This window comes from Nocardioides sp. Soil796 (genome assembly GCF_001429525.1).
Taxonomy (GTDB): Bacteria; Actinomycetota; Actinomycetes; order Propionibacteriales; family Nocardioidaceae; genus Nocardioides.
The window spans coordinates 132,316-154,605 of sequence record NZ_LMSQ01000002.1 but is presented as its reverse complement, the minus strand read 5'-3'; the positions used below and the strand labels follow the sequence as shown (position 1 = coordinate 154,605).

Below are 22,290 nucleotides of genomic sequence, written 5' to 3'. Positions count from 1 at the left end.
TGTCGCCGAGGAAGGACACTCAGGCTCCTTGGAGAGGGGCGGGTGGGGCAGGACGATTGGGTGGCACGGGGTCGTATCCGCCGGCGGCCCACGGGTGACAGCGTGCCAGACGGCGCACAGCCAGCCAGCTTCCGCGAATGCTGCCGTGACGGGTGACCGCTTCGAGCGCGTACGCCGAGCACGAGGGGTGATAGCGGCAGACCTGCCCGTAGAGCGGGCTGATCAACAGGCGATAGGCCTTGAGGAACCAGATCAGGGGGTACTTCACGCGCTCACCCGGCCGAGGGTTCGGGCGAGGTCGTCGGCCAGGTCGGCGTACGACGCCTCGGCCGAGGCGGGCAGCGCACGGACCACGAGCACGCCGAAGTCCGGGAGCGACGAAAGTTGCTCCCGGACGAGGTGTCGAAGTCGACGCTTCACGCGATTGCGGATGACCGCATTCCCGACTGCCTTGCTCACCACGAACCCGACACGGACCGGTGCGTCGGTCGCGTCGTCCACCCAGAGGTGTACGACGAGCGTCCGCGAACCGGCACGGCGGCCGTTGCGAGATGCGGAACGGAAGTCAGCGCCGGTGGTGAGGCGGTGCTCCCGGGGCAGCACGGCCGCGCAGATTCAGCAGCGGGCTCAGACAGCGAGCTTGCTGCGACCCTTGCGACGGCGCGTGGACAGGATGGCCCGGCCGGCGCGGGTGCGCATGCGCAGACGGAAACCGTGCACCTTGTGACGGCGGCGGTTGTTCGGCTGGTAGGTACGCTTGCTCACGAGCTTTATCTCCCCTGGAGGATGGGTGTTCAGGACTGACGTTCTGATCTGATCGTTCTGGACTGGCGTTGTGGCCATTCCGCTGTTGTTCACACGGTGCCCAACGCGACGGGCAGCTATTCGGCTGGCACCGCCCACCCACGCAAGGCCCTGCAGGCAGGGCAGTCGTGGACATGCGGCACCGGTCGACACCGGGGTGACCAAGTAACGGTACGCGTTGCGCGAAGAGAGGGTCAAACTCACCATCCACCAGCCTGTGGATGACGGGTTGATCCGGGGGCCTTCCGCTTGTTACGTTCGCCTCTACCGAGGTTCCCCACGACCCCGATTCCGGATCAACGGGCATGCGTCCGTGATCCCCGTCACATTGTCCCGAAAAGGGCCTCTGAACTGGGAAAACGCACCACGATCGATTGCTCCGGAGCGGAATGGGGCCGGGTTCTCCACAAGGAACACCCGGCGTTCACAGCCTGTGGACAAAGTTGTGGAAAGATTTCCGCCGACCTCGCCGAGGAACGGTGCAGCAGGACGATGTGAGGCAATCGGCGGCTCCGGCCGCCCCGCAAGCAACAAGTTGGGGGATCCACAGGTGGACAACAGCGACGGCGCAACTCCCGGGCAGCCCACGCTCCACGAGGTCTGGCGCACCCTCGTCGACGACCTGCAGCCGAACCAGCGCGCGTGGCTGCGCTCGAGCGAACCGGTCACCCTGCACGAGCACACCGCCATCATCGCCGTGCCCAACGACTTCACCAGGGGTCAGCTCGAGGGCCGGCTCCGCACCCGCCTCGAGGACTCGCTCACCGAAGCACTGGGCCACCGGGTCCGCATTGCGGTGACTGTCGACCCGCAGCTCGACGAAGCGACGTTCGACGACCAGGCCGTGACACCGCCGCCGGTCCCGGACACCCGCGACGACCTGCACCACCAGGGCGGCGGCCGCGCCGACCACGCGATCGACGACATGCAGACAAGTGGACTTGTCGACATGTCGACAAATGTCCAGGGGAGTGTGCTCGAGACCCGGCTCAACCCGAAGTACACCTTCGAGACGTTCGTCATCGGTTCCTCGAACCGCTTCCCACACGCCGCAGCGGTGGCCGTGGCCGAGGCCCCGGGCAAGGCGTACAACCCGCTCCTGGTCTACGGCGACTCCGGGCTCGGCAAGACCCACCTGCTGCACGCCATCGGCCACTACGTGCGCTCGCTCTACCGCGGCGCCAAGGTGCGCTACGTCTCGTCCGAAGAGTTCACCAACGAGTTCATCAACGCCATCAAGGACAAGCGCCCCGAGACGTTCCAGCGGCGCTACCGCGAGGTCGACGTACTCCTCATCGACGACATCCAGTTCCTCGAGGGCAAGACGCAGACGCAGGAGGAGTTCTTCCACACCTTCAACGCGCTGCACAACGCCAACAAGCAGATCGTGCTCACCTCCGACCGGGCGCCCAAGCGGCTCGAGGCACTCGAGGACCGGCTGCGCAGCCGGTTCGAGTGGGGCCTGATCACCGACGTGCAGCCGCCCGACCTCGAGACCCGCATCGCGATCCTGCGCAAGAAGGCCGCGATCGAGCGGATGACCGCGCCACCCGAGGTGCTCGAGTTCATCGCCAGCAAGATCCAGACCAACATCCGCGAGCTCGAGGGCGCGCTGATCCGGGTCACCGCCTTCGCCAGCCTGAACCGCCAGGAGGTCGACCTGACCCTGGCCGAGATCGTGCTCAAGGACCTCATCCCCGAGGGCGGGGAGCCCGAGATCACCGCGGCGGCGATCATCGCGCAGACCGCGGCGTACTTCGGGGTCTCCATCGAGGACCTCACCGGCCCGAGCCGCAGCCGGCACCTGGTCACCGGTCGCCAGATCGCGATGTACCTCTGCCGCGAGCTGACCGACCTCTCGCTGCCCAAGATCGGCGCCCAGTTCGGCAACCGCGACCACACCACCGTGATGTACGCCGACCGCAAGATGAAGACCCTGCTCGCCGAGCGCCGGTCGGTCTTCAACCAGGTCAGCGAGCTCACCAACCGGATCAAGATGCAGGCCCGCCAGACCTGACGACGTTGTGGACAACCGGGCCCGATCACCACGAAACACAAATGAGTGAGTTGTGGACTCGCACTGCAAGTTGTCATTCCACCCGGCCCGAATGCACACGGCCCAGCCGTTCGTCACGATTTGGCCCACAGGGACTGTGCACTCCAAAACCGCCTCTGACCAGCCACGATGACAGTTATGCACAATTTCCACCGAACCTACGACAACGATGAGACCTATCTGGACTCCCAATGCCCGTGAACTTCAAGCGAGCGGGCTTCTGGGGAGAACTACACCGGCCGATGACCACACACCCACCGTCATGGCAGGATGCACAGTCCAGACTTGTGACGACACCCATCCGGAGGCAGAAGAACCGTGAAGTTCCGCGTCGAGCGTGATGCTCTCGCCGATGCCGTGGCCTGGGCTGCCCGCAGCCTTCCGGTCCGGCCCAGCGTCCCTGTCCTGGCCGGTCTGCTCATCGAGGCGGGCGACGAGGGCCTGGTCCTCTCCACGTTCGACTACGAGACCTCGGCCCGCGCCACCCTCGCTGCCGACGTCGCCGACGAGGGCACGGCCCTGGTCAGCGGCCGGCTCCTCGCCGACATCTGCCGCAGCCTGCCGAACAAGCCGGTCGAGATGACCATCGACGGTTCCCGGGTCTCGCTGACCTGTGGCTCGGCGCGGTTCAGCCTCCAGACCATGCCGGTCGACGACTACCCGTCGCTGCCCGACATGCCCGCCGCCACCGGCACCGTGCAGAGCGACGTGTTCGCCCACGCCGTGGCCCAGGCCGTCACCGCGGCCGGTCGCGACGACATGCTCCCGGTGCTGACCGGTGTCCGCATCGAGATCGACGGCTCGGCCATCTCACTGCTGGCCACCGACCGGTTCCGGCTCTCCCACCGCGAGCTGGGCTGGTCGCCGCGCACTCCCGACGAGAGCGTGGCCGCCCTGGTGCCGGCCAAGGTCCTCGCCGACACCGCCAAGTCCCTGACGTCGGGCAGCGAGGTCAGCATCGCCCTGGCCGCCAGCGGCTCCGGCGACGGCATCATCGGTTTCGAGGGTGCGGCCCCCGGCGGTGTGCGTCGTACGACGACCCGGTTGCTGGACGGCGAGTTCCCGAAGGTCCGCAGCCTGTTCCCCAACGAGCACCTCACCGTCGCGAAGGTCGACAAGGCCGCGCTGATCGAGTCGGTCAAGCGCGTCGCCCTGGTGGCCGAGCGCAACACCGCCGTCCAGCTGGCGTTCAGCGACGGCGTGCTGACCCTCGACGCCGGCTCCGGCGACGAGGCGCAGGCGAGCGAGTCGATCGAGGCGACGATCGAGGGTGAAGACATCACCACCGGGTTCAACCCGCAGTTCCTGCTCGACGGCCTGACCGCCATCGAGGAGCCGGTCGTCGAGCTCGCCTTCACCCAGGCGTCCAAGCCCGTCGTGATGAGCGGCACCTCCGGCGACGGCGTCGACGGCAAGGGCAGCGGCTTCCGCTACCTGCTGATGCCGCGCCGCCTGCTCTCCTGACCCCGCGGGTCCGGCACCGCTTCCCGACAACGCACACCTCCCACCACCACTGAGGAGAAGGCATGGAAATCGGACTCATCGGGCTCGGCAAGATGGGCGGCAACATGCGTGAGCGGTTGCGCCGCGCCGGCCACACCGTCGTCGGCTTCGACCGCAATCCCGACGTCAGCGACGTCGCCTCGCTCGAGGAACTGGTCGAGAAGCTGCCCTCCCCCAAGGTGGTCTGGGTGATGGTGCCCGCGGGCGACCCGACCCGCGAGACGGTCACCGCGCTGGGCGAGCTGCTCGGTGAGGGCGACGTCGTGGTCGACGGCGGCAACTCCCGATGGACCGACGACATCGCCCACGCCGAGCTCCTCGCCGCCAAGAAGATCGGGTACGTCGACTGCGGTGTCTCCGGCGGCGTCTGGGGTCTCGAGAACGGCTACGCCCTGATGTACGGCGGCGACGCGGCCGACGTCGAGAAGGTCCAGCCGGCCTTCGACGCGCTCCGTCCCGAGGGCGAGTTCGGTTCGGTCCACGCGGGCAAGGTCGGCGCCGGCCACTTCTCCAAGATGGTCCACAACGGCATCGAGTACGCCATCATGCAGGCGTACGCCGAGGGCTGGGAGCTTCTCGAGAAGGTCGAGTCGGTCGACAACGTGACCGAGGTGTTCCGCTCCTGGCGAGAGGGAACGGTGATCCGTTCCTGGCTGCTCGACCTGCTCGTCGCCGCACTCGACGACGCCCCCGGACTCGAGGGCATTGCCGGCTACGCCGAGGACTCCGGCGAGGGCCGCTGGACCGTCGAGGCCGGCATCGAGAACGCGGTCGCCACCCCCGCCATCACCGCCGCGCTCTACGCCCGCTTCATCTCGCGCCAGGACGATTCCCCCGCGATGAAGGCCGTCGCCGCCATGCGCAACCAGTTCGGTGGACACGCCATGAAGACCGACGCCCCCAAGGGCGGCGACGCGGCAGGCGGCGGCGCCCCCGACCAGACCGGCGCCGCAGAGAAGGCGGGCTCGGGCGACCAGTCGCCCCCGTCGGAGAGCTAGCACCACTTGCACGTCGCCCACCTCACCCTGCAGGACTTCCGCTCGTACGCCGCCATCGACGTACCCCTCGAGCCGGGGGTCTGCGCGTTCATCGGCCGCAACGGGCAGGGCAAGACGAACCTGGTCGAGGCGATCGACTACCTCTCGCGGTTGTCGTCGCACCGGGTGTCGAGCGAGGCGCCGATGATCCGCTCGGGCGCCGAGCGCGCGATCGTCCGCGCGGCCGTGGTGCGTGACGGTCGCACCGCCGTGCTCGAGGTGGAGCTCAACCCCGGCAAGGCCAACCGCGCCCGCATCAACCGCTCTCCCCTGCCCAGGGCCAGGGAGATCCTCGGCCTGGTCCGCACGGTGGTCTTCTCCCCCGAGGACCTCACCCTGGTCAAGGGCGACCCGTCCGACCGCCGCCGCTTCCTCGACGACCTGCTGATCCTGCGCACGCCGCGGCTGGCCGGCATGCGATCCGACTACGACCGGGTGCTCAAGCAGCGCAACTCGCTGCTCAAGACCGCCGGCAACGCGCGCCGCGGCTCGAGCTCGCAGGAGGGCGCCCTGGCGACTCTGGTCGTGTGGGACGAGCACCTCGCCCGACTCGGTGCCGAGCTTCTCGTCGCGCGGATCCGGCTGGTGGAGGCACTGCGTCCCTACGTCGGCAAGGCCTACGAGACCGTCGCCCGCGGCGCCTCGCGCGACGACGCCGACCTGACCTACAAGCCCTCGCTCGACCTCGAGGGCGTGCTGGTCGAGCAGTCGTCGATCGAGGGGGCACTGCTCGCCGAGATCGAGGTGCGCCGCAAGGACGAGCTCGACCGCGGCATCTCCCTGGTCGGGCCGCACCGCGACGAGCTGCTGCTCACCCTCGGCAGCACCGAAGCGCGGTTGCCGGTCAAGGGCTACGCGTCACACGGCGAGTCATGGTCGTTCGCGCTGGCACTCAAGCTGGCGTCGTACGACCTGCTGCGCAGTGACGGCGACGACCCGATCCTGATCCTCGACGACGTGTTCGCCGAGCTCGACGTGCAACGCCGCCGGCAGCTGGCCGAGCTGGTCGCCGGGGCCGAGCAGGTCCTGGTCACCGCCGCTGTTCCGGAGGACGTGCCGGCCGCGCTGGCCGGGGTGCGGTACGTCGTGGCCGACGGCACGGTCACCCGCGAGGGGGCGGTCAGCGCGGAGCGCGCGGGCGACACCGGCCAGGCAGGTGCGGGTCAGGAAGACGGTCCAGTGGCAGACGGTGCGGCCGTGGAGGACAGTGTTTCCCGTGAAACCTGAACCGGAGGACGGCCCGGTCGACGAGGCGGCCGATCCGATGGCCGACTCCGTCGAGACCCCGGACGAGCCCACCCCGGACTCGACGTTCTGGGTCAGCCCCGACCACGACGACACCGGGCTCGACCTGGCCAGGTCGATCGCCAAGTCGGTGGCCGGTTCGGCGCTGAGCCCGGCCCGGAAGAAGCGCCGTCGCCGTGACCTGCCCGAGGGCATGCCCCGCGGTCGTCGCCCGAAGTCGTCGGGCGCCTTCCCCGACGAGCGTGACCCGCAGACCCTCGACACCACGCTCGGCCGCCTGGTCTCCGACCATGGGTGGGCGCTCGACCTCAAGGTGCACGGCGTCTTCGGTCGGTGGGACAGCATCGTCGGCGACGAGGTCGCGCAGCACTGCACGCCCACGACGTACGCCGACGGCCGCCTCACGGTGCGCACCGACTCGACGGCCTGGGCCACCCAGCTGCGCCTGCTGGCACCGACCCTGGTCCGGCGGCTCAACGAGGACCTCGGGCACGGGGCGGTGACCCTGATCGAGGTCGAGGGACCCAACCTCCCGTCGTGGAAGAAGGGCCGGCTCGGGGTCCGCGACGGCCGCGGCCCCCGCGACACCTACGGCTGACCGTCCTCTCCCCCGAGTAACGCGCTGTCCACGACACTTTGCACCCCGCCCGCCGGGTGCAAAGTGTCAACAAGGGCGCACGAGTCGAAGCGCGTACGTCGAGCGCTGCCGCCCGCGCCGAAATGCCGATCTGCGGGGTCGCCGTACGTATGGGGACCCAGCCGACCCCCTGCCAACGCGTCCGCGCCGCCCTGCAGAGCCGGGAAATGGGCAATTTCATCCACAGATCCCCCGATTCCAGGGGTCACGCCGTGGATTCCCGGCTTCCGGCGGGTAATATGACGGTTGGGTCGCACGCTCACAGAAGCAGCGACCTTCTGCATGTCGAGGACGAACAGAAGAGGTACGCGTGCCGGACAACGACGAGGTCGTCGAGACCACTGAGGCAACCATCCCGCCGGACTCGGGGGCCCGCACCGTTTCCCACGACGCAGTCAACACGGCACCCGACGAGGGCACGACGTACGACGCCTCGGCGATCACCGTGCTCGAAGGCCTCGAGGCGGTGCGCAAGCGCCCGGGCATGTACATCGGCTCGACCGGTGAACGCGGCCTGCACCACCTGATCTGGGAGATCGTGGACAACGCGGTCGACGAGTCCCTGGCCGGCTACTGCACCCGCATCGTGCTCACGCTGCAGGCCGACGGCGGCGTCCGCGTCGAGGACGACGGCCGCGGCATCCCCACCGACACCGCGCCCGGCCAGGAGCTGCCGGCCGCCACGATGGCGTTGACCATGCTCCACGCGGGCGGCAAGTTCGGCGGCGGCGGCTACAAGGTGTCCGGTGGCCTGCACGGCGTCGGCGTCTCTGTGGTCAACGCGCTGTCGACCCGCCTCGTGCTCCACGTCAAGAACCGCGGCAGCCTGTGGGAGCAGAGCTTCCAGCTCGGTGTCCCCGACGCCGACCTGTTCGAGGTCCGCAAGCTCGAGGAGGGCGAGGGCACCGGCACCACGGTGACCTACTACGCCTCCGAGGAGATCTTCGAGACCACGCAGTACTCCCTCGAGACGATCACCCACCGCATCCGCGAGATGGCCTTCCTCAACAAGGGCCTCGAGATCGTGATCCGCGACGAGCGTCCCTCAGCCGACGACGTCGCCGACGCGGTTGCCGACGACACGATCAGCAACGACATCGACCAGGCCGGCGCCGACGCGATCAAGCGCCACGAGGGCGGCGGCATCGAGCAGGTCTTCAAGTACGACCGCGGCCTCGTCGACTACGTCGAGCACCTCAACCGTCGCAAGGACAAGGCGAACCCCACGATCATCGCGTTCGAGGCCGAGAGCCCGGAGAACGCCACGAACCACATGTCGCTCGAGATGGCGATGCAGTGGAACACCTCCTACACCGAGTCGGTGCACACCTTCGCCAACGCGATCAACACCCACGAGGGCGGCACCCACGAAGAGGGCTTCCGCTCGGCACTGACCAGCCTGGTCAACCACTGGGGCGAGGAGTGGGGCCTGATCAAGAAGCGCGAGGACCGGGTCTCGGGTGACGACATCCGCGAGGGCCTGACCGCGATCATCTCGATCAAGATGGGCGAGCCGCAGTTCGAGGGCCAGACCAAGACCAAGCTCGGCAACACCGAGGCCAAGGGCTTCGTTCAGCGCACCGTCAACGAAGAGCTCGGTGCCTGGCTCGAGCAGAACCCGGCCGAGGGGCGCGACATCGTCCGCAAGTCGCAGGCCGCGGCATCGGCACGCATCGCGGCCCGCAAGGCGCGCGACCTGGCCCGAGGCCGCAAGGGCCTGCTCGGTGGCGGTGGACTCCCCGGCAAGCTCGCCGACTGCCAGTCGACCAACCCCGCCGAGTGCGAGGTCTTCATCGTCGAGGGTGACTCGGCCGGCGGTTCGGCCAAGCAGGGCCGCGACCCGCGCATCCAGGCGATCCTGCCGATCCGCGGAAAGATCCTCAACGTCGAGAAGGCCCGCATCGACAAGGTGCTGGCCAACCAGGAAGTCCAGGCGATCATCTCGGCACTCGGCACGGGCATCCTCCAGGAGGAGTTCAACCTCGACAAGCTGCGCTACCACAAGGTCGTGCTGATGGCCGACGCCGATGTCGACGGCCACCACATCAACACCCTGCTGCTGACCCTGCTGTTCCGGTTCATGAAGCCGCTGATCGAGCACGGCTACGTCTACATGGCCCAGCCGCCGCTCTACCGGCTGCGGTGGAACAAGCCGGCCGAGCACGAGTTCGTCTACTCCGACTCCGAGCGCGACGCGTTGATGAAGGACGGTCTCGCGGCTGGCAAGAAGCTGCCCAAGGAGAACCCGGTCCAGCGCTACAAGGGTCTCGGTGAGATGAATGCCGACGAGCTGTGGGAGACCACGATGAACCCCGACCAGCGCCTGATGCTGCAGGTCACGCTCGACGACGCTGCGCAGGCCGACGAGATCTTCTCGATCCTGATGGGCGAGGACGTCGAACAACGTCGGTCGTTCATCCAGCGCAACGCCAAAGACGTCCGATTCCTCGATATCTAGATCTCTAACACAGTTCCTAGATTCGGGTAGAAGCGACGAGAGAGACAAGAGACAGTCATGACCGAGACACCCACGGGCACCCACGGCGGCGGCAACGACAACGGTCGCATCCAGCCGATCGAGCTGCAGACCTCCATGCAGCGCTCCTACATCGACTACGCGATGGCGGTCATCGTCGGGCGAGCCCTGCCCGACGTACGCGACGGTCTCAAGCCGGTGCACCGTCGCGTGCTCTATGCGATGTACGACGGCGGCTACCGTCCCGACCGGGGCTTTAGCAAGTGCTCGCGCGTCGTCGGCGACGTCATGGGTCAGTACCACCCGCACGGCGACACCGCGATCTACGACACCTTGGTGCGTCTCGCGCAGCCGTGGGTGATGCGGGCGCCGCTGATCCTCGGCCAGGGCAACTTCGGTTCGCCGGGCAACGACCCCGCGGCCGCCATGCGTTACACCGAGTGCAAGATGGCGCCGCTGGCCATGGAGATGGTCCGCGACATCGACGAGGAGACCGTCGACTTCCAGCCGAACTACGACGGCCGCTCCTCCGAGCCGACCATCCTGCCCAGCCGGTTCCCCAACCTGCTGGTCAACGGCTCGGCCGGCATCGCGGTCGGCATGGCCACCAGCATCCCGCCGCACAACCTGGTCGAGGTGGCCGACGGCGCGACGTGGGCGCTCGAGCACCCCGACGCCACGCGTGAGGAGCTCCAGGAGGCCCTCCTCGAGCGCATCAAGGGCCCCGACTTCCCCAACGGCGCGCTGATCGTCGGACGCCAGGGCATCGAGCAGGCCTACCGCACCGGTCGCGGCTCGGTCACCCAGCGCGCGGTCATCGAGATCGACGAGGACGCCAAGGGTCGCACCTGCCTGGTGATCAAGGAACTCCCCTACATGGTCAACCCGGACAACCTGGCGCTGAAGATCGCCGAGCTGGCCGACTCCGGCAAGGTCCAGGGCATCTCCGACGTACGCGACGACACGTCCTCGCGCACCGGCCAGAGCCTCGTCGTCGTGCTCCGTCGCGACGCGGTGGCCCGCGTCGTGCTCAACAACCTGCTCAAGCACACCGAGCTGCAGACCAACTTCAGCGCCAACATGCTGGCCCTGGTCGACGGTGTGCCGCGCACCCTGAGCATCGACCAGTTCATCAGCAACTGGGTCACCCACCAGGTCGAGGTCATCCAGCGGCGCACCAAGTACCGCCTGCGCAAGGCCGAAGAGGCCGCCCACATCTACCGCGGTCTCGGCAAGGCGCTCGACGCCCTCGACGAGGTCATCGCGCTGATCCGCCGCTCCCCCGACGTCGACGAGGCTCGCGCCGGGCTGATCGCGCTGCTCGAGATCGACGAGATCCAGGCGCAGGCCATCCTCGACATGCAGCTGCGTCGTCTGGCCGCTCTCGAGCGCCAGAAGATCCTCGACCGGTTGGCCGAGCTCGAGCTCGAGATCGCCGACCTCGAGGACATCCTCGCCGACGAGGCCCGGCAGCGCCGGATCATCTCCGAGGAGCTCGCCGAGATCGTCGAGAAGTACGGCACCGCGCGTCGCTCGCAGATCATCGCGGCGGACGGTGACCTGTCGATGGAGGACCTCATCCCCGATGAGGAGCTGGTCGTCTCGATCACCCGTGGCGGCTACGCGAAGCGCACCCTGCGCCACCAGTACCGCACGCAGAAGCGCGGCGGCAAGGGCGTGCGTGGCGCGACCCTGCGCGGCGACGACGTGGTCGACCACTTCATCTCGACCACCAACCACCACTGGCTGCTGTTCTTCACGACGGCCGGTCGGGTCTACCGCACCAAGGCCTACAACCTGCCCGAGGCGTCGCGTGACGCCAAGGGCGGTCACGTGGCCGGGCTGCTCAGCTTCCAGCCCGACGAGTCGATCGCGCAGGTGCTGGCGATCCGTGACTACGAGCAGGCGCCGTACCTCGTGCTGGCGACCCGCAACGGCCTGGTCAAGAAGACCCGCCTGGGCGACTACAACAGCCCACGCCAGGCCGGCGTCATCGCGATCAACTTCCGCGAGGACGACGACGAGCTGATCGGCGCCGAGCTGGTCAACAGCGAGGACCACATCCTGCTGGTCTCCCGCAAGGGCCAGGCGATCCGCTTCCCGGCCGACGACTCGCAGCTGCGGCCGATGGGTCGCGCGACCTCCGGCGTCTCGGGCATGAAGTTCCGTGACGGCGACTCCGTGCTCTCGATGTCGGTGATCCGCGCCGCGCAGGTCGAGGCGGAGTCCGAGGCCGAGGCCGCCGCACCGGGCGCCTACTTCGGCGTCCACCCGCAGTACGTCTTCACCATCACCGCCGCCGGGTTCGCCAAGCGCACCCGCATCACCGAGTACCGCCTGCAGTCCCGTGGCGGCATCGGCATCAAGGCGATGTCACTGGCCAACGAGGACCGCGGCGGCCTGGTCGGCGCGTTCATCGTGGAGGAGGGCGACGAGGTCCTCTCGATCACGAACTCCGGTCAGGTCGTCCGCAGCCCGATCAACGAGAACTTCCGGTCGACCGGACGCTCGACGATGGGGGTCAAGTTCGTCACCCCGAAGAAGGGCGACGAGGTGGCCGTGGTGGCCCGCTCGGTCGAGGCTCGCGAGGAGGAGGAGCTCGCCGACGAGTCGGATTCCGTGGTCGAGGGTGCAACAATCGAGGCCGACGCTTCCGTGGAAACCCCCACGGACACCGACCCCGCCGAGGCAGACCCCGCCTCCGAGGAGAGTGATGACTGATGGCCGAGAGCCAGAAACCGGCCACCTTGGGCGCCCGCATCAGCACCGCCATCTCTTCGGCGGCCGACGAGATGCGGGCCAGCGCGAACCCTGAGTCGCCCAAGGCAGCCGAGCGCGCGGCCAAGACGTCGGGCGGTCGCCGTCCGCGTCGGGCGCGCCTGCGGCTCACCCGCATCGACCCCTGGTCGGTGATGAAGACGGCCTTCCTGCTCTCGGTCGCGTTCGGCATCGTCACTATTGTCGCGGTGACGATCGTGTGGGGTGTGCTGGGCATGGCGGGCATCTGGGACTCGGTCAACCAGATGGTCGAGACAGTCATCGGCGAAGACAGCACGAGCTTCGACGTCCAGGACTACCTCGGCATGTCGCGGGTCCTCGGCTTCACGATGCTGGTCGCGGTGATCGACGTCGTACTCCTCACCGCGATGGCGACCCTCGGTGCGTTCCTCTACAACATGGCCGCGGCCCTGCTCGGCGGGGTCGAACTGACCCTCGCCGAGGACGAGCGCTGAACTGCCGCTCCGGTGATCGAGTCGGACGGCGCTTTTGTTCGGTGGTCGAGTAGGTCGCGCAGCGACCGTATCGAGACCAGGATCGCCCCGTTTTGTACGCCGCCCAGCCGGTGGGGTAATCTTCCCCGTCGGTTGGCCTTGGTCGACCGAAGCAGCACGGGCCTATAGCTCAGACGGTTAGAGCGCTTCCCTGATAAGGAAGAGGTCAGAGGTTCAAGTCCTCTTAGGCCCACCCAAAGATCCCACGTCGCAACGAAGGGGAGCACTCCCATGAAGAAGATCATCCTTGTCCTGCTGGCCGCCGCCGGCGCCGTCTTCGCGAAGAAGAAGCTCGACGAGTCGAAGAACGAGCAGGCTCTCTGGGCCGCCGCGACCGACGACGTCTCGAAGAACTGACCCACCCGACCGTTCCGGCCCCGACCGGCCCGGTCGTCCGGGGCCTTGGCGCAATTGGTAGCGCACCTGCTTTGCAAGCAGGGGGTTAGGGGTTCGAGTCCCCTAGGCTCCACCATCTGAAACCGCAGCTCAGCCTGCGGTTTCTGGCATTTCGGGTGGACTCGGCCGACGTCGTTGGGCGACACAACTTTTTGCATTCCGGGGGTGCGCAGGCCCGGATGTCGCTAGCGTGCTGATCGACTGCACTCGAGGAGCACTCATGACTGGCACCCTGCCCGCTCGCCCTGCACCTGTCCGTCAGCACCGAGAGTGGCTCCGTCGCCGCGTGCTGGTCGCCGCCTTGGCCGTCGCGTTGGCCTCCGGGTCCGCGGGTGTGTTCGCCGGCCCGGCCGCGGGTGCTCCGTTGCATCGGGCCAGCGTCGTGAATGCCGGCCCGGTCGCGACCGATGACGCGGTCACCGGCGACGAGGACGTCCCCACGACCGGGAACGTCCTGACCAACGACACGGACCCCGAGGGTGACGGCCTCACTTCCGCGCTCGTGGGCGGCCCGACGCACGGGACGGTCGTGCTCAATGCCGATGGGTCCTTCACCTACACGCCCGACGCGAACTTCAACGGCGAGGACTCCCTCNCGGCAACGGCGGCACGGACAACGGCACAGTGACCATCACCGTCACCCCCGTCAACGACGCCCCGGTGGCGAACGACGACACCGCCGCCGTGGAGGGGGGATCGGCGAATGGCAACGTCCTCACCAACGACATCGACCTGGAGGGCGATGGGCTCAACGCCGCCCTCTGGAGTGCTCCGGTGAACGGAACCATCATCCTCTGGCGCAACGGAGATTTCACCTACACACCGAACCTCGGTTTCCAGGGCACCGACACGTTCCTCTACAACGTGTGCGACGACGACACTCCGTCCCTGTGTGACGAAGGCCGGGCCACCATCACCGTGGATACAGCCAACCGGGCGCCCACCGCCGTCGATGACTCGGTCACCGGCGACGAGGACGTCCCCACGACCGGGAACGTCCTGACCAACGACACGGACCCCGAGGGTGACGGCCTCACTGCTGCGCTCGTGGGCGGCCCGACGCACGGGACGGTCGTGCTCAATGCCGATGGGTCCTTCACCTACACGCCCGACGCGAACTTCAACGGCGAGGACTCCCTTNCGGCAACGGCGGCACGGACAACGGCACAGTGACCATCACCGTCACCCCCGTCAACGACGCCCCCGTCGCCAGCGATGACCCCATCACCACGGTCGAGGACGTTCCGACCACGGGCAACGTCCTGACCAACGACAGCGATCCCGACGGAGACACCCTCACGGTCAGCGAGGTCGACGGTGAGGATGCCGGCATCGGAACCGCGATCAGCACCGGTAAGGGCGGCTCTCTCACCCTCGAGGCAGATGGCTCCTTCACCTACACGCCCGCGGCCGACCACTTCGGCCCCGATGAGTTCCACTACACCGTGACCGATCCCGACGGCCTGGAGGCGAACGGCCTCGCCACCATTGAGGTGGGCCCGTCACCCGACGCACCGGTCACGCGCGCCGACGGGTACGACGCCACGGCCGGGGAGACCTTGACCGTCTCCGACCATGACGGAGTGCTGGGCAACGACTCCGACCCGGACACGGGTGCTCCGGCACCGAGCACGCGTCGAATCGCTCTTGCCCCGCGTGCTCTCGCCGGGCTGACCGCAGCGGTCGACGTCGAGCCGCGCCACGGGAACCTCACCCTGAGCCCCGGCGGCGGCTTCACCTACACACCGACGCCTGGCTACGTCGGCTCCGACTCCTTCACCTACACCGCCAGCAACGCGGCCATGACGTCGGCGCCCCAGCTGGTCAGGCTTCGAGTCGCGCCGGCCGACACCAACCCCGCGCCCACCACCCCCGATGGGACGACGACGGTGAAGGGCCCGGCATCGGGAGCCGACGAGGCCGGCCTGCCCGACACCGGCGGTCCGCCACTGGGTCTGCTCTGGCTCGGACTGGCTCTGGTCGTGGGAGGCGGAGTCCTGATGCGCAGCCGAGGCTCACTCGGGTAGCGGCAGGCTGCCCGGGGTCTTGGTGTAGCCGAGCTGCTCGATGACCCGACCGTCACTGACCCGCGTCACGTTCACGCCCAGGACCGACTCCGCGTCGCTGGGACCGAACCGGTACCGCCAGCGCACGGTCGCCCATTCCTCGTCCGCGAACACGTGCTCGACCTCGAACGTCGTGGACTCGTCGTCCATCAGCTCGGCCCAGAACGCGACGCACGCGTCCTTCCCGACGTACGCCGTGCCGTCGGGTGCCGGCTGGGCCGTGACCATCAGACAGTCGTCGTGGACCAGGTCGGCCATGGCCCGGGTGTCGCCGGTGCGGAACGCCTCGTTGAACGACGCCACGGTCTCGGCGGTGTCGCGAGTGTCAGGTGTGGTGCTCATTGCGTCCTCCAGAAGTAGATCGATTGGTCTACTTCCGAAGGTATAGACTGATCGTTCTACCGTCAAGGGAAGGATTCGGATCCACAGATGAGCGCCGACAAGGCACCCGGACCCAGGGAGCGACTCCTCGAGGCCGGGCAGGATCTCTTCTACTCCCAGGGCGCCTCAGTCGGCGTCGACGCCCTGCTGAAGCAGGCCAACGTCGCCCGCAGGTCGCTCTACGAGCACTTCGGCGGCAAGGACGGCCTGATCGAGGCGGTCATCCGTCGGGCTTCCGAGCAGGACATCGCGTGGTACGAAGAGGCGCTGGCCGGTGCTGAGGAGCCGCGCACCCGGCTGCTCGGACTCTTCGACCGCCTGGACGAGCTCGTCGCCAACGCCGACTTCCGCGGTTGCCGCTACTTCGCGACCGATCTGGCGCTGACCGACCCCCAGCACCCGGCCCATGCCGAGACCGACGCCTTCCGGCAACGCCTGCGCGCACTACTCGTCACGGAGCTCACCGCGCTGGGTCACGACGACCCGGGTCGGGCCGCCGAGCAGCTGCACCTGCTGATCGAGGGAACGCTCGTGATGGGCTCCACCCGGGGCAACCCGCACCCAGCCCGCGCCGCCCGCGACCTCGCCGCCCTCCTCATCGGCTGAGTGCGCGCCGGGCTCGGTCCTCCACGTCCGGTCCCGGGTACGATCCCGGCGTGAAACCGACTCGGCTGGTTGCCTCGCTCCTGCTCGTCGCGTCGTTGGCCAGCGGCTGCGGCGGGGACGACCGGCCGAAGCGCGAGAAGGCCGAGCCGACCGTGCTCCCGACGGCGGTGCCCGAGGAGCTGCAGCCCCCTGAGCACCAGGCAGTGAGTGACCCGCGCCTGGTGCTCGCGCTCGTTCCGGCCGAGGCGGAGATCCTGACGATCACCGACTACGACGAGATCCGGGCCCGGTTCGGCGTCGACGACCTGACCAGCGACTCGCTGATGACCGACCGTACGGCGTTCTGGGAACAGGCCGATCGCGAGAGCGTGATGCTGACCGCCGGCCTGCTGCGCGAGGAGCACTCCCGGCTGTGGCTCGACCACGGCTTCACCCAGGACGACGTCGACTGGGAGGCGCGCTTCACCGGGCCGGAGGGCTCCGGCTACGTGCTCGGCTTCCGGCCAGACCAGGACATGTCCGAGGTGAGCAGGGCCGTGAAGGACGACGTCGCACCGCTCGAGGACGCCACGGTGCTGGCCGACCAGCACCTGTTGGTCTCCGGCATCGCCGACGAGGGCGACCCGGTCTGGGCCGCGGAACCGTCGCTGCCGGAGCTGCTCGACGACGATGCCGCCGAGTCGACGTACCTCCGCAAGGGCTGCATCCCCGTCAACGATGCGCTCGGCCCGGACGCCGACTTCGAGGATCAGGACCAGCTCGGCAACAGGTACGACGTCAGCGACCTGCTGCCCCTCGACGCGTTCTCCGTGACGTTCTCCGACGAGGTGGCGACCGCACGGATGGACGTCGACCGCACCGACCTGGACGATCGCGCGGACCTGATGGACCTCTGGCCCGAGACCGGCACCATCACGTGGGACGACGCGTTCAAGGGCATGCCGGTGGGCGACCCCTCGACCGGGCGCATCGGCTGGAAGGTGCGCAATCCGGTGGCGGCTGCGAACCTTGTCCTCGGCGACCACCTGCCATTCGCCGTGTGCAACGAGCTGGTGCCGCTCGACGAGCCGACCGGTCTCTGACGGCGCGTCGTCCGTTCGCCCGACCCAGCCCAGGAGAATCCACCGAATGTCCCGGATCGACCAGCCGAACCCGCCGGAGGAGAGACACGAGCGGCGGCTCCGGTTCGCCACCCCGATCCGTCACTGGCTGGCCTACGGTGCGGTGGCCGGGGCCCTGGTGGGGACCGTCTTCGCGCTTGCCTCCGGCCTCGGCGACAAGGTCAGGTTCACGTTTGACGTGACCGTCCTGCTGTTCCTGGTCGCGTTGATCCTGCGACGTCGCGCGGTGGCCACCTCAGTCTTCCTGGGTGCCTCCGCGGGTTGGGCCCTCGCCTCCCTCGGGTGCCTGCTCCTGGTCTCCCTCTTCGGCTGAAGCAACCTTGAGCAACCTGGGCGTGCCGAAGAACGGGCACAACGACGCTCTCACCCTCGGAATCGGGCCAAATCCGGCCGTTGTGCCCGTTGGAAGGCACGACGGCGTCCGTCGATGATCCCGAAGCGGGCGACTGTGGTCACGCTCCGTACAGTTGGGGCGTGCCCGCCAGTCCCCTCCTTGCTCCACGCTATTGGGGATTCCACCTCCTGGCCCTGGTGCTCGTGGCCATCGCCGGCGCGCTCGGCGTCTGGCAGCTCAACGCCTGGCAGGCGCACCGCGCCGCCGAAGCGCGTGACCTGACCCGGGTCGAGCCCGAGCAGCTGACCGACGTGATCGGGCCCGACGCCGCCTTCCCGGGCCGCAAGGTCGGCCAGCCCGTCGTCGTACGCGGCACGTGGGTGCCCGACGCGACGCTCTACGTCAGCGGCCGGGAGCACGACGGCCACGACGGCTACTGGGTGATGACCCCGGTGGCCATCGACGGCCAGGACGGCGCCGCCCTGCTCGTCGTACGCGGCTGGACCGAGGAGGTCGAGGACGCGCCGCCGGCACCGACCGGCGAGACCGGGTTCGTCGCGCTCCTCCAGCCGGCCGAGGGCACCGGCGCGGTCGACGACGACCCGAACGACGACGTGCTGCCGCAGGTGCGGCTCGCCGACGCGCTCCAGCACGTCGACCAGGACCTGTACGGCGCCTACGCCGTGGTGGCTGACGAGGTCGCCGACGGGGACTGGCCCCACGGCGACACGGCGATCAACGACGGCACCGACGGACTCTCCGCGGCCAGCCTGGACCAGCTCCCCGAGGTCGGGCGTACGACGGCCTTGCGCAACCTGCTCTACGCCATCGAGTGGTGGGTCTTCGGCCTGTTCGCCGGCTTCATCTGGTGGCGCTGGGTGAAGGACGAGACCGAGCGGTTAGGGTCGGCCGCGTGAAGAACCCAGCCCTGACCCGCTATCGCGTGATGGCCACCATCGTCGGTGTCCTGCTGATCGTCCTCATCCTGATCGGCGTGCCGCTGAAGTACCTCTTCGAGGACGGCACCGACCTGCAGCACCTGGGCGAATGGATCACGACGTACCTCGGCGTCGCCCACGGCTGGCTCTACATGATCTTCCTGGTGACCGCGTTCCTGCTGGCCCGCCGGGAGCGGTGGGAGCTGCCGTTCACCGTCGTCACGCTGATCTGCGGCACGATCCCGGTGCTCAGCTTCTGGGCCGAGCACCGGGCAACGCGGCGGGTGCGCGAAGAAGGGGCCCGGGCCGAGGCGCTCGACGCCTGACCCGGACCCCCACGCGGTGATCAGTGCTGCTGCTTGTGGTTCCAGGCCTTGAAGCCCGCGGCCGCCGCGGTCTCGGCGTCCGTGAACCACACCTCCGCCTTGGTGCGCGCGTAGGAGGGTGACTCCGGCGTGTGGTACAGCATCGAGTCGGCGTTCCCCTTGACGGTGAACGAGTCGTCGGGTCCCGCGCCGTCCTCGAGCGGGGCGGCCGAGCCCGCGCCGTACGGCCCCTCGGCGGGAACATCGGCGGGAGCCGGTGTGTCGGCGAACGCCTTCAGGTCGACCACCTCGGCCGGGTCGTCCGGCGTCGTGTCGGGGTGCGGGGACTCCACGGCGTCGGAGATGGCCTCGTCGGGAGTCGCGGCGGCCTGGTCGTCCTCGGCCCGCTCGGCCGGTGCACCCGGCTTCTCCGTGGGCTTGGCCGCGCTCGGTGCGGGTGCGGGGGTGTAGGTGGACTGCCAGTTGTCGCCGGGGCCCTGGGTGCCACGCAGCTTCTTGACCAGCACGCCGCCCAGAGCGACGAGGACGCCGAAGAAGAGCAGCTTCTTCAGCTTGCCGCCCTTGGGCTCGGGCTCGATGCCGCGCAGCTCGTTCACCTTGGCCACGGTCGCGTCGCGTCCGGCCAGGGCCCGTTCGGTGGCCAGCGCCCGGCCCTCGGCGAGCAGCGGAGCGGCCTTCTCACGTGCCTCGTGGGCTCGTTCGGTGGCCAGCGCCCGGCCCTCGGCGAGCAGCGGGCCGGCCTTCTCACGTGCCTCGTGGGCTCGTTCGGCAGCGAGCGCCCGCCCCTCGGCAATGATCGGAGCGGCCTTGTCGCGGGCGTCCTCCAGGAGGGGCAGGGCCCGGTCACGGGCGTTCTCGACCGCCTCCTTGGCGGTGTCGACAGCGGACTCGAGGTGGGGCCGGAGATTCTCGGCGGCCTCGGCTGCGGACTCGAGCAGGGTGTTCTTGTGGCGCTTGCCCATCGTGAATGCCTCCCGTTTCGGTTCGTTGTCTTCGATCCAACACCAAAGGTGGGCAGCAACCAACCGCGCGTCCGGCACCTGCTGTTTCCCCGGCTTGTCCGGGCCTGCGAAGATCGTCCCGAACACCACTCGACGAAAGGCAGTCATGGCTGACCTGCAGGCCACCCTGAAGACGAACAAGGGTGACATCACCATCAACCTGTTCCCGAACCACGCCCCCGAGACCGTCGAGAACTTCGTCGGCCTCGCCGAGGGCACCAAGGAGTACAAGGACGACGCCGGACGCTCCGGCGAGAAGTTCTACGACGGCCTGATCTTCCACCGGGTCATCAACGGCTTCATGATCCAGGGCGGGTGCCCGCTCGGCCAGGGCATCGGTGGCCCCGGCTACCAGTTCAAGGACGAGTTCCACCCCGAGCTGCAGTTCAACAAGCCCTACCTGCTCGCCATGGCCAACGCCGGCCCGGGCACCAACGGCTCGCAGTTCTTCATCACGGTGGGCCAGACCCCGCACCTGAACAACAAGCACACGATCTTCGGTGAGGTCGCCGACGAGGAGTCCCGCAAGGTCGTGGACGCCATCGCGACCGCGCCGACCGGTCGCATGGACCGCCCGACCGAAGACGTCGTGATCAACAGCGTCGAGGTCGTCCGGCCCTGAGCACACCGCCTGAGTCCTCCGTCCCCGTGTGCTACCGGCACACGGGGAGGGAGGCGTACATCAAGTGTCAGCGCTGCGAGCGCCCGATCTGCCCGGACTGCATGATCCCGGCATCGGTCGGCTTCCAGTGCCCCGAGTGCGTGCACCGGGGATCCAAGGAGACCCGCAGCGGGCGTACGCCGTACGGCGGCTCGCAGTCAGGCAACCCCGGGCTGACCTCGATGGTGCTGATCGGGCTCAACGCCCTGGTCTTCCTGCTGATCCGGGCCACCGGCGGTCACGACAGCGAATGGGTGGCGCGACTGGCCCTGACCCCGCTGGGCAGGTGCCTGGCCCCCGACCAGCCAGGGTCGTACTACCCCGGGCTCGATTCGGAATACGCGTGCGAGACGGCCAACCGTTCCGGGCAGGCGACCGAGTGGGCGGGCGGCGTCGCGGGCGGCGACGCGTGGCAGCTGGTCACCAGTATGTTCTCGCACGTCGACATCCTGCACATCGCCTTCAACCTCCTCGCGCTGTGGTTCCTCGGCCCCGAGCTCGAGCGACTCGTCGGCCGGACCCGCTTCCTGGCCGTCTACCTGGTCTCCGGACTGGCCGGGTCCGCGGCGGTCTACTGGCTCAGCGACACCGGCAGCCAGACCCTCGGCGCCTCCGGTGCGATCTTCGGCCTGATGGGTGCCCTGCTCGTGGTCGGCCTCAAGGCCGGCGGCAACGTCAGCCAGCTGCTGGTCTGGATCGGCCTCAACGTCTTCATCACCTTCTCCGGCGCCAACATCTCCTGGCAGGGCCACCTCGGTGGGTTCCTCGGCGGTGCCGCGCTCGCCGCGGTCCTGGCCTACGCGCCGAAGAACCGCCGGCCGCTCTGGCAGGCGCTCGGCGTCGGGTTGGTCCTGGTCGCCGTGCTCGGCATCATCGCCGCCCGCACCTCCGTCCTCGTCTAATTCCGCGGCGCTCGGCCTGGGGAGATCCGACGGGGCCGCGGCTGCGCGGGGGAACCGCGGGCGCTGCGGCGTCGCGTCGCTCGGGGGCCGCTCCTTGTGCCCGACCACCGCTGCCGGCGCCGCGGCCAAGCCCCTCGACGCCGCCCGCGGCTCCCCATTCCGCCACGCCTCGGCGCGTTCACGTGGGCATGGACCGGTCGCCGAAGACCAGGGATGTTCACCTGGGCATACAGTTCAGCCGCGGCAGTGCCAAGATCACGCTCTGCGGACGCACCTGCGGCGTGAACTGTAGGTCGAAGTGAACAACCACGGGCGTACGGCGTACTTCGAGCCCCTCCATGCTCGGCGTGCGCCAGCTTGTGCACCGTGCCGCTCGCATCAAACTGGCTGCAAGGCTGTGCACCGAGAACAGGGCTCCGCCCACCCACCCTCACCGCCACCGAGACGAGTTATGCACACTGTGGATAACTCCTGTGGAGAACTTACAGGCGTGTGATTCCGCAGGTCAGCGGCCTGAAATGCCAACAG

At 68.6% G+C, this 22,290-nt stretch carries 22 protein-coding genes, 2 tRNA genes and 2 pseudogenes; 21 read left to right on the top strand and 5 right to left on the bottom strand.

Features of this window, described 5'->3' with window-relative positions; translation table 11 throughout:
• Positions 1-19: 19 nt before the first annotated feature.
• From yidD to rpmH, 3 genes are read right to left on the bottom strand one after another with little or no spacing between them, the layout of a single operon-like run.
• Positions 20-268 (bottom strand): membrane protein insertion efficiency factor YidD, encoded by a 249-nt coding sequence (yidD, locus tag ASH02_RS25435; protein ID WP_082563911.1) that lies wholly within the window; start codon positions 266-268, stop codon positions 20-22.
• Positions 265-603: a ribonuclease P protein component gene (rnpA, locus tag ASH02_RS01370; protein WP_056684197.1), complete on the bottom strand. Its 339-nt coding sequence runs from the start codon at positions 601-603 to the stop codon at positions 265-267. The genes yidD and rnpA overlap by 4 nt, the downstream gene beginning before the upstream one ends.
• Before the next feature lie 24 nt (positions 604-627).
• On the bottom strand, positions 628-765 hold the full coding sequence (rpmH, locus tag ASH02_RS01365) for a 50S ribosomal protein L34 (RefSeq protein WP_056684200.1): 138 nt from the start codon (positions 763-765) through the stop codon (positions 628-630).
• Between the two features lie 589 nt (positions 766-1,354).
• On the opposite strand from rpmH, the gene dnaA reads away from it, so the two are divergent.
• From dnaA to ASH02_RS27420, 14 genes and pseudogenes are all read left to right on the top strand, one after another.
• The gene (gene dnaA, locus ASH02_RS01360; RefSeq protein WP_056891719.1) at positions 1,355-2,821 is read left to right on the top strand and encodes a chromosomal replication initiator protein DnaA; all 1,467 of its coding nucleotides are present in this window, start codon (positions 1,355-1,357) and stop codon (positions 2,819-2,821) included.
• A gap of 357 nt (positions 2,822-3,178) precedes the next feature.
• The gene (gene dnaN / locus ASH02_RS01355; RefSeq protein WP_056684206.1) at positions 3,179-4,324 is read left to right on the top strand and encodes a DNA polymerase III subunit beta; all 1,146 of its coding nucleotides are present in this window, start codon (positions 3,179-3,181) and stop codon (positions 4,322-4,324) included.
• A gap of 62 nt (positions 4,325-4,386) precedes the next feature.
• Entirely contained in the window at positions 4,387-5,361 is a 975-nt protein-coding gene (gnd, locus tag ASH02_RS01350; RefSeq protein ID WP_082599582.1) for a phosphogluconate dehydrogenase (NAD(+)-dependent, decarboxylating), read from the top strand.
• A 6-nt stretch (positions 5,362-5,367) separates the two neighbouring features.
• Complete coding sequence (gene recF, locus ASH02_RS01345; protein ID WP_082620764.1) at positions 5,368-6,627, top strand: DNA replication/repair protein RecF; 1,260 nt, start codon at positions 5,368-5,370, stop codon at positions 6,625-6,627.
• A complete protein-coding gene (locus ASH02_RS01340) occupies positions 6,617-7,243 on the top strand; it encodes a DUF721 domain-containing protein (RefSeq protein ID WP_235538937.1) in 627 nt (208 codons plus the stop codon). Before recF ends, ASH02_RS01340 begins: the two co-directional genes overlap by 11 nt.
• A 349-nt stretch (positions 7,244-7,592) precedes the next feature.
• The gene (gyrB, locus tag ASH02_RS01335) at positions 7,593-9,740 is read left to right on the top strand and encodes a DNA topoisomerase (ATP-hydrolyzing) subunit B (RefSeq protein ID WP_082599584.1); all 2,148 of its coding nucleotides are present in this window, start codon (positions 7,593-7,595) and stop codon (positions 9,738-9,740) included.
• A gap of 57 nt (positions 9,741-9,797) precedes the next feature.
• On the top strand, positions 9,798-12,479 hold the full coding sequence (gene gyrA / locus ASH02_RS01330; RefSeq protein WP_057294142.1) for a DNA gyrase subunit A: 2,682 nt from the start codon (positions 9,798-9,800) through the stop codon (positions 12,477-12,479).
• A complete protein-coding gene (locus ASH02_RS01325; RefSeq protein ID WP_056684212.1) occupies positions 12,479-12,991 on the top strand; it encodes a DUF3566 domain-containing protein in 513 nt (170 codons plus the stop codon). The genes gyrA and ASH02_RS01325 overlap by 1 nt, the downstream gene beginning before the upstream one ends.
• Before the next feature lie 158 nt (positions 12,992-13,149).
• Positions 13,150-13,223 (top strand) — tRNA-Ile (locus ASH02_RS01320).
• Between the two features lie 38 nt (positions 13,224-13,261).
• The gene (locus ASH02_RS26845) at positions 13,262-13,387 is read left to right on the top strand and encodes a DLW-39 family protein (protein ID WP_235530147.1); all 126 of its coding nucleotides are present in this window, start codon (positions 13,262-13,264) and stop codon (positions 13,385-13,387) included.
• Positions 13,388-13,426: 39 nt separating this feature from the next.
• Positions 13,427-13,502, top strand: a tRNA-Ala gene (locus ASH02_RS01315).
• 144 nt (positions 13,503-13,646) lie between these two features.
• Positions 13,647-14,021: pseudogene (locus ASH02_RS27430) on the top strand (Ig-like domain-containing protein); the annotation flags it as partial.
• 29 nt (positions 14,022-14,050) lie between these two features.
• Positions 14,051-14,566: pseudogene (locus tag ASH02_RS27425) on the top strand (Ig-like domain-containing protein); the annotation flags it as partial.
• 29 nt (positions 14,567-14,595) lie between these two features.
• Positions 14,596-15,453 (top strand): Ig-like domain-containing protein, encoded by an 858-nt coding sequence (locus ASH02_RS27420; protein ID WP_057294139.1) that lies wholly within the window; start codon positions 14,596-14,598, stop codon positions 15,451-15,453.
• Here ASH02_RS27420 and ASH02_RS01295 read toward each other — a convergent pair.
• Positions 15,442-15,834, bottom strand: a complete 393-nt coding sequence (locus ASH02_RS01295) for a nuclear transport factor 2 family protein (protein WP_057294138.1) — start codon at positions 15,832-15,834, stop codon at positions 15,442-15,444. The genes ASH02_RS27420 and ASH02_RS01295 overlap by 12 nt on opposite strands.
• An 87-nt stretch (positions 15,835-15,921) precedes the next feature.
• On the opposite strand from ASH02_RS01295, the gene ASH02_RS01290 reads away from it, so the two are divergent.
• From ASH02_RS01290 to ASH02_RS01270, 5 genes are all read left to right on the top strand, one after another.
• A complete protein-coding gene (locus tag ASH02_RS01290) occupies positions 15,922-16,479 on the top strand; it encodes a TetR/AcrR family transcriptional regulator (RefSeq protein WP_057294137.1) in 558 nt (185 codons plus the stop codon).
• A 50-nt stretch (positions 16,480-16,529) separates the two neighbouring features.
• Positions 16,530-17,561 carry a hypothetical protein gene (locus tag ASH02_RS01285; protein WP_057294136.1) on the top strand — a complete coding sequence of 344 codons (1,032 nt, stop codon included), beginning with the start codon at positions 16,530-16,532 and terminating at the stop codon, positions 17,559-17,561.
• A gap of 46 nt (positions 17,562-17,607) precedes the next feature.
• Positions 17,608-17,913 carry a hypothetical protein gene (locus ASH02_RS01280; RefSeq protein ID WP_056684229.1) on the top strand — a complete coding sequence of 102 codons (306 nt, stop codon included), beginning with the start codon at positions 17,608-17,610 and terminating at the stop codon, positions 17,911-17,913.
• A gap of 161 nt (positions 17,914-18,074) precedes the next feature.
• Positions 18,075-18,851, top strand: a complete 777-nt coding sequence (locus ASH02_RS01275; protein WP_162262565.1) for an SURF1 family protein — start codon at positions 18,075-18,077, stop codon at positions 18,849-18,851.
• Positions 18,848-19,198 (top strand): DUF3817 domain-containing protein, encoded by a 351-nt coding sequence (locus tag ASH02_RS01270; protein ID WP_235529988.1) that lies wholly within the window; start codon positions 18,848-18,850, stop codon positions 19,196-19,198. The genes ASH02_RS01275 and ASH02_RS01270 overlap by 4 nt, the downstream gene beginning before the upstream one ends.
• Before the next feature lie 20 nt (positions 19,199-19,218).
• On the opposite strand, the gene ASH02_RS01265 is transcribed toward ASH02_RS01270, so the two are convergent.
• Positions 19,219-20,160 (bottom strand): sunset domain-containing protein, encoded by a 942-nt coding sequence (locus ASH02_RS01265; RefSeq protein WP_057294134.1) that lies wholly within the window; start codon positions 20,158-20,160, stop codon positions 19,219-19,221.
• A gap of 145 nt (positions 20,161-20,305) precedes the next feature.
• On the opposite strand from ASH02_RS01265, the gene ASH02_RS01260 reads away from it, so the two are divergent.
• Positions 20,306-20,821 carry a peptidylprolyl isomerase gene (locus ASH02_RS01260; protein WP_056684237.1) on the top strand — a complete coding sequence of 172 codons (516 nt, stop codon included), beginning with the start codon at positions 20,306-20,308 and terminating at the stop codon, positions 20,819-20,821.
• 101 nt (positions 20,822-20,922) lie between these two features.
• Positions 20,923-21,762, top strand: coding sequence for a rhomboid family intramembrane serine protease (locus ASH02_RS01255; RefSeq protein WP_235532614.1), 840 nt, complete (start codon positions 20,923-20,925; stop codon positions 21,760-21,762).
• Positions 21,763-22,290: the final 528 nt, after the last annotated feature.

Coding starts and splice junctions, on each gene's coding strand:
- gnd (WP_082599582.1), top strand. CDS start 4,387: ATGGAAATCGGACTCATCGGGCTCGGCAAGATGGGCGGCAACATGCGT.
- gyrA (WP_057294142.1), top strand. CDS start 9,798: ATGACCGAGACACCCACGGGCACCCACGGCGGCGGCAACGACAACGGT.
- ASH02_RS01325 (WP_056684212.1), top strand. CDS start 12,479: ATGGCCGAGAGCCAGAAACCGGCCACCTTGGGCGCCCGCATCAGCACC.
- ASH02_RS26845 (WP_235530147.1), top strand. CDS start 13,262: ATGAAGAAGATCATCCTTGTCCTGCTGGCCGCCGCCGGCGCCGTCTTC.
- ASH02_RS01295 (WP_057294138.1), bottom strand. CDS start 15,834: ATGAGCACCACACCTGACACTCGCGACACCGCCGAGACCGTGGCGTCG.
- ASH02_RS01290 (WP_057294137.1), top strand. CDS start 15,922: ATGAGCGCCGACAAGGCACCCGGACCCAGGGAGCGACTCCTCGAGGCC.
- ASH02_RS01280 (WP_056684229.1), top strand. CDS start 17,608: ATGTCCCGGATCGACCAGCCGAACCCGCCGGAGGAGAGACACGAGCGG.
- ASH02_RS01265 (WP_057294134.1), bottom strand. CDS start 20,160: ATGGGCAAGCGCCACAAGAACACCCTGCTCGAGTCCGCAGCCGAGGCC.
- ASH02_RS01260 (WP_056684237.1), top strand. CDS start 20,306: ATGGCTGACCTGCAGGCCACCCTGAAGACGAACAAGGGTGACATCACC.
- ASH02_RS01255 (WP_235532614.1), top strand. CDS start 20,923: ATGATCCCGGCATCGGTCGGCTTCCAGTGCCCCGAGTGCGTGCACCGG.